Source organism: Novosphingobium sp. Leaf2, assembly GCF_001421325.1.
Classification (GTDB): Bacteria; Pseudomonadota; Alphaproteobacteria; order Sphingomonadales; family Sphingomonadaceae; genus Novosphingobium.
In genome coordinates this window covers 74,309-86,826 of sequence record NZ_LMJY01000002.1, presented here as the reverse complement: position 1 = coordinate 86,826, position 12,518 = coordinate 74,309, and the positions used below count along the sequence as shown (strand labels likewise).

Here is a 12,518-nt window from a genome sequence, read left to right as displayed (position 1 = left end):
TGACTGCGCTTAGGCGTCCAGGCGGCGGCCCAACTTCACGAAGAACCAGATGAACGGCGGCACCATGATCGTGGACAGCACCAGCTTGGAGATGATCTGCCCTTCCATGATGTTGGCCAGCGGCACGCCCGTTCCCACGAACGAAATGGTGATGAACAGCACCGTGTCGATCACCTGCGACAGCATGCTGGCGATCCAGGCGCGCACCATCAGGAGCCGGCCCTTACCCTGCGACAGGCGGGAAAACAGATAGACGTTGAGCGTTTGCGACACGCCGTAGGAAATCAGCCCGGCAAACTGCATGCGCGCGCCCTGGCCCAGCAGCCGGGCATAGGCGTCCTGATCGTGCCAGAAGGCGGCGGGCGGCACTACGTGGATCACGAAAGTCAGCAGCAGCATCGAGACGATGAGCGGGATGAAGCCGAAGCGCACCAGCCGGTTGGCGGTGGCGGCGCCGTGCAGTTCGGCCACCGCGCTGGACAGCACGACCAGCAGCAGAAACGCGAAAATGCCGGATTCCACAGCCAGGTCGCCCAGCACCGGCCAGTGGCCCAGCGACGCCAGCTTGGTGCCCAGCACGCCCGCCAGCACGACGAGCCCACCATACAGCAGCGAAAACACGAAAAGTGAGCGGGTGATGACAAGCGCGGGACGATTCATCCGCCATGCTCTAACCGCGCGCGGGCAATTGCACTAGGGCTGATGGCATGGGCGATAACGCAGCGTTGCCAAACGCCGTCACCCGCCCGTTTCATTACATCTTCGTAATGTTGCTGTCTGGCCGTTTACCCGCAACAAAACTGTCACGGCGGCGCAGTAATCGCCTGCCCAGCCGATAGGGGCCGGGAATTTTCTGATATGACCGACGTAACGATCGCCCGCGCCCTGCGCGCGGGGACGAGCGCGCTTGCTCTCGTGCTTGGGATGACCGCCACCGCCGCCTTTGCAAGCGATGCGCCTGCCACTGCCGCCGCGTCAAGCGATGCGGACGGCACCGGCATCGCCGAAGGCTCCAACATCGAGGTGACTGCGACCCGCCCGAATACCCTCGCGCCGGTCACCGCCTCGCTACAGGCAACCCAGCCGCAATCGATCGTATCGCGCAGCTTCATCGAGGATTCGCTGCCCGCCACGGCGGACTTCAACCAGATCGCGCTGATCTCGCCCAGTGTCTCGATCTCGGGCAATGCCAACGGGTCGGGCCTGTCCGAATCGAAAGCGCAGATCCGCGGCTTCCAGGACGGCGAGTTCAACATCACCTATGACGGCGTGCCGTTTGGCGACACCAACGACCCGTCGCACCACTCCAACACGTTCTTCCCGTCCAACACGATAGAGACGCTGGTCGTCGATCGCGGGCCGGGCAACGCCAGCCAGCTGGGGCAGGCAACATTCGGCGGGAACATGAACCTGTTCAGCCGCGCGACACGCGATGACGCCGGGATCGAGGTGAAGGGCACCTACGGCAGCTGGAACACCTATCTGCTGCGCGCGCTGGCCCAGTCCGGCGCGATCGACAGGCTTGGCGGCACCGAAGTGGTGCTCAGCGCCCAGCATGTGGCATCGGACGGCGCGCGCACGTACAGCCCGTTTCATTCCAACAACGTGTTCGGCAAAGTGGCGATCCCGATCGGGCCGGACGCGAAGCTGACGCTGCTGGCGACCTATAACGAAAATTCGTTCAACCAGCCTGACAACGACGGCGTGACACTCAGCCAGGTGGCGCAGTACGGCAAGTATTTCAGCCTAAACGATGATCCCGGTTCGCAGAACTATTACAAGTACAACCACACCCACAAGACCACCGACTTCGAGCTGGTGAAGTTCGAAGCCAACATTGCGCCCGGCTCCACGTTCGAGAACCGCGCCTACACTTACAGCTACGACAACGAGACGCTGTCCGGCAACGATCCCACCCTATACGCCACCGCCACGCCCGCGCAGATCGCGGCGGCCAACGTGGTGACGCTGACGCCCGGCGGCAAAGCGGTGGCGGGCGTGCCCGGCTACACCAAGACTAACAAGTACCGCGTGTTCGGCGACATCGCCAAGGCGCGGCTGGACTTCGGGTTCGGCAGCCTGACCGCCGGCACCTGGATCGAATGGTCGAACACCTATCGCCAGCAGCGCGACGTGAACCTGCTGACCGGCGCGCCCAACTATGTTGAAAAGGCGGTGACCGATCCTGACACTGGCGCTGCCACGCCCCGCAACATCAAGTTCGACCAGCACAGCCATACCAACCAGGCCGAGGAATTCGTCGAGCTGGAATTGCGGCCCCTGCCCGGCCTCACGATCACGCCGGGCTACAAGCATGTCGATTTCACCCGCCAGATCGATGCCGATTACAACCAGACCACGCGCTACGCCCAGCAACTGAGCAGCACCTACTCCGCCGACCTGCCCTTCGCCACGGTGAACTATGCGGTAACCAAGCAGGTGGCGGTCTATGCCCAGTATGCGCGCGGCTTCCTCGCCCCGCCGCTAAGCGTGCTGTATGTGGCCAACCCGCAGCTTTCCACGGTCGCGCCCGAACGCTCGACCAATTATCAGGCGGGCGTGGTCTATCACGGCCGCAGCCTCAGCTTCGATGCCGACGTCTACAAGATCGACTTCAGCAACAAGTTCGCCTCGTTCACCTCCACCGTTCCGGGCGAAGGCACGGTGTTTATCAACCAGGGCGCGGTGCAGTACAAAGGCGTGGAGGGGCAGATCACCTACGCCTTCCCGATGGGCATCGCGGTGTTCGCCAACGGTTCGCGCAATTACGCCAAGACCGACAATCCCGGTGTGATCCGCCAGCAGGTCGCCAAGGCGCCCGAATGGACGGCGGCGGGCGGCGTATTGGTGAAATCCGGCCCGGTGCGCTTTTCGCTGATCGACAAATGGGTGGGCAAGCAGTTCTTCGTGTCCCCCACCGGATCGACCGTGGCGGGCAACGCCTATGACAGTCCGGTCTACCAAAGCCCCGGCTACAACACCGCGATCCTTTCCGCGCGATACGAAATTGGTCCCTTCCAGATCGGCGGCGAGATCGAAAACCTGTTCAATTCCAAGCGGGTGACGAGTATCACCACCGGCAAGACCGCGCCGTTCGACCAGTACTTCTACCAGACCGGGCGCGCCTTCACCGCCGATGTCACGATGAGGTTCTGATGCTGCCGATCGTCGTTTTCCTCGCCGCCGCGCTGGTGGATGCAAAGCCGGCACCGCTGGAAACCGGCCTCGATCCCGCGCTGGTGCTGCCCCCACCGCCACAGGCCGGCAGCACCCAGGCCAAAGTGGAGCTGCTGGAACTCCACGCAACGCAGGACGCCCGCTCCACCGCCGACGAGGCGGCAGCGCGGCTGGACGGCAAGACCCACGACGCGACGATCTTTGCCGCCGCGCTGGGGCCGCGCTTCGATCTCAATACGCTGCCGCAGACCGCGCGGTTGCTGGCAATGACGCGCGCCACCGAAAAGGCGCTGGTCGATCGCGGGAAGGCGGAGTTTCGACGGCGCCGGCCTTACGCTGTCGACCCCGCGCTGCGCAGCTGCGAGCGCAACGACGATCCCTTGTCCAGCTACCCCAGCGGCCACGCCTCGATGGCGTTTTCCATGGGCGAAGTGCTGGCGCGGCTGGTGCCGGCCAAGGCCGGGGCGATCCTGGCGCGCTCTGCCACGTATGCACAGACCCGGATCGTGTGCGGCCAGCATTTTCGCAGCGATGTGGTGGCCGGCGCGCTGCTTGGCGCGCTGGTGGCGGACCGGCTGATGGCAATCCCCACGTTCACCGCGCAATTCGCCAGGGCGCGCGCCGAGCTTAAGGCAGCCGGGATCAGCTGACGGACGCCACCAGTTCACCCACCTGCGCCCCATGCGCCAGCGTGGCGGCATCGCGGATCATGGCGGGCTCCGGGCGGATGCCGGTGTACAGCACGAACTGCTCCACCGCCTGCAGCACGATCACTTCGGCCCCGGAAATCGTGCGCTTGCCCGCTGCGCGCGCGGCGCGGATGAACGGGGTGGCGGCAGGCTGCGCGACGACATCGAACGCCACTTCGCACGCCGCGATGTGCGCGGCCTCGAAGCTGAGCGCGTCCGCATCTGGCCCGGCCATGCCCAGCGGGGTGACGTTTACCAGCAGCGGCGCGCCGGCGTGCGGCATCTGCGCCGCCCATGTGTAGCCATATTGCGCTGCCAGCGCCTGCCCCGCGTCGGCGTTACGCGCGACGATCACGCCGGTATCGAACCCGCAGTCGCGCAGCGCGGCCACTACCGCCTTGGCCATACCGCCGCTGCCACGCACGATGAACGGCGTGGCCGGATCGATCGCGCGCGCCAGCAGCAGATCGCGCACTGCGGTGAAGTCTGTGTTGTAGCCGGTCAGCCGCCCGCCATCGTTGACGATGGTGTTGACGCTGTCAATCGCGCTGGCGGACGGTTCCAGCGCGTCGATCAGCGGGATGACCGCTTCCTTGAACGGCATCGAAATCGCGCAGCCGCGGATCCCCAGCGCGCGAATGCCGCCCACCGCCGCGGGCAGATCGGCGGTGCTGAACGACTTGTAGACATAATCCAGCCCCAGCAGTTCGTAGAGGCGGTTATGCAATAGCGATCCAGCATTTCCGGGCCGTGCCGACAGCGACATGCACAGCTGCGTATCGCGGCCGATCGGGGGCTTCATGCGATTGTCTCCTGAATATAGGCGCTGGATCCGCGCGCCACGAGCCGGCCCGCCAGAACCATTCGGCGGGCGGCGGCGTCAGGCCGCTCCAGTCGCTCGAACAGCATCGTCATCGCAGCGCGGCCGATTTCCTCTACCGGCTGCTCCACCACGGTCAGCCCGCCGCCGACGAACTCCATCCAGTCCTCGTTGTCAAACCCTGCCAGCGCCACGTCGCCAGGCACGGACACGCCCAGTTCCTGCAGGGCACGCAGCACACCCATCAGCCGCACGCCGTTGCTGGCAACCAGCGCAGTGGGTCGCCCCGCACCGGCCATGATGGTGGCCACCGCCTTGTGCGTTTCGCCTGCGCCGTGCGGCACCGATAGCGCCTGCGCATCCATGCCCAGCCGCGCGGCGGTATGCTCAAACCCTGATCGACGCTGCACGCCGGTGGCGCTGCTGGCGCCGAACAGGCCGGTGATGCGCCGGTGCCCGGCGGCATGGAGATGTTCGACCAGCGCGCCCGCCATAGCCTCGTTATCCAGCACCACGCAATCGCGGGTGACGCCGGGCACCGCGCGGTCGATCAGCACCACCGGGAAATCGGCACTGAAACGCCCCACACTGTCGGCGCCGTCGCGCGAGGGGGCAAGAATAACCCCGGTCACACGCTCTTCCTGCATGAGCTGCAGGTACATCGCCTCGCGCTCCGGGTCCTCGTCGGTGTTGCACAGGATCACGCGCAGGCCGCGTGCATAGGCCACATCCTCGATCACGCGGGACACGGCGGTGAAGAATGGGTTGCGGATATCCGCCACGATCAGCCCGATGGTGTTGCTGTGGCGCGAACGCAGCCGCCGCGCGGCAAGGTTGGGACGATAGCCGGTGGACTGCACCGCAGCCATCACGCGCTCGTGCATGGCGGCGTCCACCACCCGGCCTGACAGCACGCGCGATACCGTAGCCGGGGAAACCCCCGCCACTTTCGCCACATCCTTGATCCCGACCGCCATCGTAGAAATCGTTCTCCACCCGTCGTCGCAGCTTATGCAGAACATTATGGTAGTGACGCAAGCCTCTTGACAAAATTGTGAGAAAACGTTTTCTAGAGGCAGAACAAGACTTGGAGAGGCTGTTCGATGGTTGCAGACGCCCGCAATCCCTTGGGATTGGAAGACCTTGTGCGCATCGATGCGCACGCTTCGGACAAGCAGGATGCGATTCGCCAGGCCGGCCAGCTGCTGGTCGCCGCCGGATGCGTTGCGCCGGGCTACGAAGAAAGCATGATCGGGCGGGAGAATGTCGCCAACACCTATCTGGGTAGCGGCGTCGCGATCCCGCACGGCCTGGGCGAGGACAAGGGGCTGGTCCGCAAGGACGGCATCGTTATCCTCCAGCTGCGCGAAGGGGTGGAATGGAACCCCGGCCAGCGCGCGCATCTGGTGGTGGGCATCGCCGCAAGTTCGGACAGCCACATCGCCATCCTGCGCCGTCTTACCCGCCTGATCCAGGACGAGCCGCGCCTGCAGACCCTGTTCACGACTAACGATGCCGCGCTGATCTCCGCCGCGTTGCAGGAAGACGCCGCCCGCGCCCCGGCCACAGCGCCAGCGCAGGATCTGGCCGAAACGGCGGACTGGACGCTCGATTACCCCACCGGCCTGCACGCCCGCCCCGCCACCGCGTGGAGCGAGGCCGCCAAGGCTGCCCGCGCGCAGCTACGGGTGCGGCACGGCGATGAAAGCGCTGATCCGCGCAGCCTCGTCGCGCTGCTCCAGCTTGGCCTGAAAGCCGGCGATACCCTGACGATTTCGGCTGCGGGCGATGGCGCACGCGCCGCGCTCGACCAGTTCGTGCAAGTCATTTCGCGCCTGTCCGCACGCGAACAGGCCGATGCCGCGCGCGCCGCGCAGAAGGCCGCCCAGAACGCCGCGCGCAACGCGTCCGGCTCCGGGCGCGGGTGGCAACCGGCGGGCGATACCGCGATGATCGCGGGCGTTCCCGCCAGCCCCGGCCTTGCCATCGGCAAAGTCCACGTGCTGGCCGCCGCTGAACTTACCGTGCCTGACCAGCCAGTGGATCTGGCCACCGGCGGCGCGCTGCTGGATGCAGCGCTGGTGCGCACGCGCGCGCAGATGAAGGCGCTGGTGGACGATACCACGCGCCGCCTGGGCGCATCCGAAGCGGCGATCTTCCAGGCGCAGGCCGCGTTGCTGGACGATACCGACCTCATCACCCTCACCTGCCAGATCATGGTGGAGGGGCACGGCGTCGCCTGGTCGTGGCATCAGGCGGTGGAGCGCATGGCCGGGCAGTTGTCCGCACTGGGCAATCCGGTGCTGGCCGCGCGCGCGGCGGACTTCCACGATGTGGGCCGCCGGGTACTGGCGCAGATCGACCCCGGCCTTGGCATCGGCACCCTGGCCGACCTGCCCGACGAGCCGAGCATCCTCGTCGCTGCAGACTTGTCCCCCTCGGACACCGCGACGCTGGATATCGACAAAGTGGCGGGCATCGCCACGGCGCTGGGCGGACCCACCTCCCACAGCGCGATCCTGGCGCGCACGCTGGGGTTGCCGTCTATGGTGGCGGGCGGCGCGGACCTGCTTTCGCTGTCGGCGGGCGCCACCGCGATCGTCGATGGCGATAACGGGCGCATCTGGCTCAACCCCTCGGCGGACGACCTCGCCTCGGCGCGCACCTGGATTGAGGAGATCGCGCGCAAGCGGGCGGAGGAAGCCTCCGAACGCTCCGCCCCGGCCCGCACGCAAGACGGGCACGACGTGGCCATCGGCGCGAACGTCAACCGCGCCGATCAGGTGGGCTTCGCGGTGGAACAGGGCGGCGAAGGCGTGGGCCTGATGCGCACCGAATTCCTGTTCCTCGAACGCGGGGACAGCCCGACCGAGGACGAGCAGTACGCGATCTATCGCGCCATGATCGACGCGCTGGCCGGTCGCCCGTTGATCGTGCGCGCGCTGGACATCGGCGGCGACAAGCAGGTGCCGCATCTGGACCTTCCGCGCGAAGACAACCCGTTCCTGGGCGTGCGCGGCGCGCGCCTGCTGTTGCGCCGACCCGACCTGCTGGAGCCGCAACTGCGCGCTCTGTACCGCGCCGCGCGCGATGGCGGCGATCTGTCGATCATGTTCCCGATGATCACCACCGTGTCCGAACTGATCACCTTGCGCGGCATCTGCGATGGCGTCCGTGCGGAACTGGACGCGCCGGCGGTGCCGGTGGGCATCATGATCGAAGTGCCCGCCGCCGCCGTGCAGGCGCATGTGCTGGCCCAGCATGCGGATTTCTTCTCGATCGGCACTAACGACCTTACACAATACGCGCTGGCGATAGACCGGCAGAACCCCGAACTCGCCAGTGAGGCGGACAGCCTGCATCCGGCTGTGCTGCGGCTGATCGCGATGACTGTGCAAGGCGCAGCGCAGCATGGCCGCTGGGTGGGCGTGTGCGGCGGCATCGCCGGCGACCCGTTCGGCGCGGCGCTGCTGACCGGGCTGGGTGTCAGCGAACTGTCGATGACCCCGCGTGACATACCGGCGGTAAAGGCCCGCATCCGCGCCTCCACCCTGCCCCACATGCAGGCGCTGGCCGCCAAGGCGCTGGAGGCCGGCACCGCTGACGAGGTGCGCGCGCTGGATGCAGGCGCAGCTGTATGAACCGCGTCATCACCCTGACCCTCAACCCCGCGATCGACCAGACGGTGAGTGTCGACCATCTGGTGCCCGGCGCGGTCCATCGCGCGGTATCCTCCGTCCAGAACGCGGGCGGCAAGGGTGTGAACGTCGCCAGTTGTCTGGCGGATTGGGGCGTGCCGGTATCCGCGCACGGGCTGCTGGGCGCGGACAATGCCGCCCCGTTCGAAGCGCTGTTCGCCGCCAAGGGCATCGCCGACCGCTTCGTGCGGCGCGTGGGGGCCACTCGCGTCAACCTCAAGCTGGTGGACACTGTCGGCACGACCGACATCAACATGGACGGCGCCCCGGCGGACACCCAGCAGGTCGAAGCGGTCATCGCCAGCGTGCTGGCCAAGGCCGGTCCCGATACGCTGGTGGTGCTCGCCGGCAGCCTGCCGCCCGGCTGCCCGGCGGACATCTACGCGCGTGTCATTGCTCAACTGGATGGCAGCGGCGCGGTCGTATTGCTCGATACCAGTGGTGAGCCCTTGCGCACCGCGCTGGATGCCCCCGTGCTGCCTGATATCGTCAAACCCAACGCGCACGAGTTGTCCGAATGGCTGGGCGCGTCCTTGGATAACCCGGACGCGGTGCGCGACGCTGCACTGCGCCTGCACCGGACCGGGGTGGGGCTGGTCGCCGTCTCGCTGGGGGAACACGGCGCGTATTTCCGCTCGGAGGCCGGCGCACTCACCGCGAAGCTGACCGCGGCAAACGTCGCCAGCACTGTGGGCGCGGGCGATGCAATGGTGGCCGGAATCGCGGCTGCCGTGGCGCAAGGCGGCGATCTTCTGCGCATCGCGCGGCTGTCCACCGCCTTCGCGGTCGGCAAGCTGGGGCTGGCAGGCCCGAACCTGCCGGATACGAACACGATCGCGGCGCTGGCCGAACAGGTCGCCATCGACACGGATGTTGCGGGAGACAACACATGAGCAGGATTTATGCCATCGTGCAGGCCGGCGAGTCCGGCGTTACCGGGGTGCTGGCCGGTGAAGCGCTGCGCAAGGCCGCGCTGGGCGCGGGCCGCGATATCGCGGTGGAAGTGCACACATCGATGGGCGTCATGAACCCCGGCGAAGGCCCGCTCCCCGGTGACGAGCTGCTGTTCATCGCCGCTGCCGCCGCCGATGACGGTGTGATGCAAGGGCGCCCTCACCGCCGTCTCGAACTTGGTGCGGTACTGGCCGATCCGGCCACCGCGCTGGGCAGTGGCGGCGGCGATGCCGGGACGGGGATCTCCTCCTCCCCTGTTCCCAGCATCGTCGCCGTCACATCGTGCCCCACCGGCATCGCCCATACCTTCATGGCCGCAGAAGGCCTGCAGGAAGGCGCGCGCCAGCTCGGCTACCCCATGCGCGTGGAAACGCAGGGTTCGGTAGGCGCGGGCAACGCGCTGACCGCAGAGGAAATCGCCGCCGCCGACATCGTGATCATCGCCGCCGACCGCGAGGTCGATCGCGGCCGCTTTGCCGGCAAGCGCGTGTTCGCCAGCAACACCAAGCCGGCGATCACCGGCGGCGCGAAGCTGATCGAGCGCGCGCTGGCCGAAGCGAAAGTCCAGGGCGGCAGCGCCACCGATAGCGCCGCAAAGCCCGAGCGCGAGGAGCGCGTGGGCCCGTACAAGCACCTGATGACCGGCGTGTCGTTCATGCTGCCGTTCGTAGTGGCGGGCGGTCTGCTGATCGCGCTGGCGTTTGCGCTGGGCGGCATCCACGCGAACGACGATGCCGCCAAGGGCACGCTTGCCCACGCGCTGTTCCAGATCGGCGCGAACGGCGGCTTTGCGCTGATCGTCCCGGCGCTGGCGGGTTACATCGCCTTTTCCATCGCCGACCGGCCCGGCATCGCGCCCGGCATGATCGGCGGCATGCTTGCCTCCAGCCTGGGTGCGGGGTTCCTGGGCGGCATCGTCGCCGGGTTCATCGCCGGTTACGGGACGGACTGGCTCAACCGCATAATCCGCCTGCCGCGCACGTTGCAGGGCCTTAAGCCCGTGCTGATCCTGCCGCTGCTCGGCTCCGCGCTGACGGGGCTGCTGATGATCTACGCAGTCGGCACGCCGGTGGCCGCCGCCCTTGCCGCGATGACCGAGGCGCTGCGTTCGATGCAAGGCTCCAGCGCCATCGTGCTGGGGCTGATCCTGGGCGCGATGTCCGCGTTCGATATGGGCGGGCCGGTGAACAAGGCCGGGTATGCGTTTTCCGTCGGCCTGATCGCCAGCCAGGTCTACACGCCGATGGCCGCAACGATGGCCGCCGGCATGGTGCCGCCGCTGGGGCTGGCGCTGGCCACCCGCCTGTTCCGCAACCGCTTCACCACCGAGGAACTGGAAGCCAGCGGCGCCGCAGCCGTGCTGGGCCTGGCGTTCGTGACCGAAGGCGCGATCCCCTTCGCCGCGCGCGATCCGCTGCGCGTGATCCCCGCGCTGATGACCGGCTCCGCCGTTGCCGGTGCCATCTCGATGGCAAGCGGCGTGGAACTGCGCGTGCCGCATGGCGGTGTGTTCGTGCTGCCGATCCCGGGCGCGGTCACGCACCTGGGCGCCTACGCCATCGCGATCGTGGCCGGAACCGTGGTGACCGCGCTTGCAGTGGGCCTGCTCAAGCGGCCTATCGCTGCCGCAGCCGCGCCTGCTGCCGCCTGACTTCGACCTCGCCGAAAGAACCTACCGTCATGAAGCACCTTCTCCTGAGCGCGGCGTGCCTTGCCGGCATCAGCACCTTCGCTCCCAGCGCCTTTGCACAAGATGCGGCCAAGAAGCCTTCCGCTGACAGCGGCGATGGCGCGCCTGCCGCCGATGCCTCGCAGTCCACCGCGCCGGCGGACAAGGCCACCGCCAAAGCCCCCAGCTGGCAACCGCTGGCACAGCAGGGCATCACCCTGTCACTCAGCTACACCGGAGAGGCCGCCACCAACGTCACCGGCGGCCTGCGCCGCGATGCGGCCTATGCGGGCCAAGTGTACGTGGGCGCGGACTTCGACATGGACACGATCGCCGGGATCAACGGCGGCGCGATCCATGCCGCCGTCACCAACCGGCACGGGCAGAACCTTGCGGCCATCGCCATCGGCAACAACACCTCGGTGCAGGAAATCTACGGCACCCAGAACACCCACCTGGCGATCCTGACGTACGAGCAGAAGCTGCTGAACGGCGCGCTGGATATCGAGGCGGGCCGCAGCCAGGCGAACATCTACTTCCTCAATTCCCCGCTCTATTGCAATTTCCAGAGCAATTCGGCGTGCGGCAACCCCACGTTCGTGTTCAAGAACAGCAACTTTACCTATTTCCCCGCCTCCAGCTGGATGGCGCACGCCAAGCTCAACCTGACGGACAAAGTATGGGTCCATGCCGGCGTGTTCGAGGTGAACCCGAACCGCAAGCGCCCCAACGACGATGGCTTCAATCTCAGCACGCGCGGCGCCACCGGGGTGATCGTGCCGTGGGAAGCGGGCTACGGCACGGACTTCACCAACGATCGCCTGCCGCGCCACTACATCGTGGGTGGCTGGTTCGACCGGGGCGATTATTCTGATCCCCTGCGTGACGATCAGGGCGGCATCGCGGTGCTGTCAGGCCGCCCGGCGGCCACGCGTCATGGCCGCTCGGGCATCTATTTCCGCTTCGACCAGATGCTGACCCGCCCCAATCCCACCTCCGAGCGCGGCCTGTCCCTATTCGGCGTTGCGATGACCAACCTGTCAGGCGACGTGGAGGAAAGCCGCTATCTCGAACTCGGCCTGCTGCAGACCGGCACCTTCGCCGGGCGTGACAAGGACACGCTGGGCTTCGTCATCAACGACCAGCGCTTCAGCGACCTGGCGATGGAACGCATGCGCACCGCGCGCGTGGCAGCCGGCGGGAACGACCGGATCGCCCGCCACCAGTACATGATGGAACTGGCCTACGGCGCGCAGATCACCCCGGCGATTCGCCTGTCGCCCAACGTGCAATACATCCTGCACCCGGACCAGACCTCGGTCCCGTTCCGCACCAAGGACATCCCCAACGCCCTGGTGCTGGGCTTCAAGTTCACCATCGACGCCAACGCCCTGCTGGCCGGGATTTGAGGTTGGCGTGAAGGGGTAAGGTGGAGTTTGCGTTTTCAGGGGTTTTGGGGCTAACCCGACTTTCTGATTACGCCCCCTTGCAGACATTGCCGCGCAAAGCCA

General features: G+C 67.0%; 9 protein-coding genes. 6 read left to right on the top strand and 3 right to left on the bottom strand.

Features of this window, described 5'->3' with window-relative positions:
- Positions 1–9: 9 nt before the first annotated feature.
- Positions 10–660: a queuosine precursor transporter gene (locus ASE49_RS03480; RefSeq protein WP_056768734.1), complete on the bottom strand. Its 651-nt coding sequence runs from the start codon at positions 658–660 to the stop codon at positions 10–12.
- 198 nt (positions 661–858) lie between these two features.
- Between ASE49_RS03480 and ASE49_RS03475 the strand changes: the two genes are divergently transcribed.
- Together ASE49_RS03475 and ASE49_RS18615 are read left to right on the top strand one after the other, a co-directional pair.
- On the top strand, positions 859–3,156 hold the full coding sequence (locus ASE49_RS03475; RefSeq protein WP_056768733.1) for a TonB-dependent receptor: 2,298 nt from the start codon (positions 859–861) through the stop codon (positions 3,154–3,156).
- Complete coding sequence (locus ASE49_RS18615) at positions 3,156–3,827, top strand: phosphatase PAP2 family protein (RefSeq protein ID WP_235522813.1); 672 nt, start codon at positions 3,156–3,158, stop codon at positions 3,825–3,827. Before ASE49_RS03475 ends, ASE49_RS18615 begins: the two co-directional genes overlap by 1 nt.
- Here the strand turns inward: ASE49_RS18615 and ASE49_RS03465 are convergent.
- The gene (locus ASE49_RS03465) at positions 3,820–4,668 is read right to left on the bottom strand and encodes a shikimate 5-dehydrogenase (RefSeq protein WP_082456284.1); all 849 of its coding nucleotides are present in this window, start codon (positions 4,666–4,668) and stop codon (positions 3,820–3,822) included. The genes ASE49_RS18615 and ASE49_RS03465 overlap by 8 nt on opposite strands.
- Entirely contained in the window at positions 4,665–5,663 is a 999-nt protein-coding gene (locus ASE49_RS03460) for a LacI family DNA-binding transcriptional regulator (RefSeq protein ID WP_056768732.1), read from the bottom strand. The genes ASE49_RS03465 and ASE49_RS03460 overlap by 4 nt, the downstream gene beginning before the upstream one ends.
- A 126-nt stretch (positions 5,664–5,789) precedes the next feature.
- Between ASE49_RS03460 and ptsP the strand changes: the two genes are divergently transcribed.
- Genes ptsP through ASE49_RS03440 form a run of 4 tightly spaced genes read left to right on the top strand, consistent with a single transcriptional unit; the run spans position 5,790 to position 12,416 of the window.
- On the top strand, positions 5,790–8,327 hold the full coding sequence (gene ptsP, locus ASE49_RS03455) for a phosphoenolpyruvate--protein phosphotransferase (protein ID WP_056768731.1): 2,538 nt from the start codon (positions 5,790–5,792) through the stop codon (positions 8,325–8,327).
- Positions 8,324–9,277, top strand: a complete 954-nt coding sequence (gene pfkB, locus ASE49_RS03450; protein WP_056768730.1) for a 1-phosphofructokinase — start codon at positions 8,324–8,326, stop codon at positions 9,275–9,277. Before ptsP ends, pfkB begins: the two co-directional genes overlap by 4 nt.
- The gene (locus ASE49_RS03445) at positions 9,274–10,989 is read left to right on the top strand and encodes a fructose-specific PTS transporter subunit EIIC (RefSeq protein ID WP_056768729.1); all 1,716 of its coding nucleotides are present in this window, start codon (positions 9,274–9,276) and stop codon (positions 10,987–10,989) included. The genes pfkB and ASE49_RS03445 overlap by 4 nt, the downstream gene beginning before the upstream one ends.
- Before the next feature lie 29 nt (positions 10,990–11,018).
- Entirely contained in the window at positions 11,019–12,416 is a 1,398-nt protein-coding gene (locus ASE49_RS03440) for a carbohydrate porin (protein WP_056768728.1), read from the top strand.
- Positions 12,417–12,518: the final 102 nt, after the last annotated feature.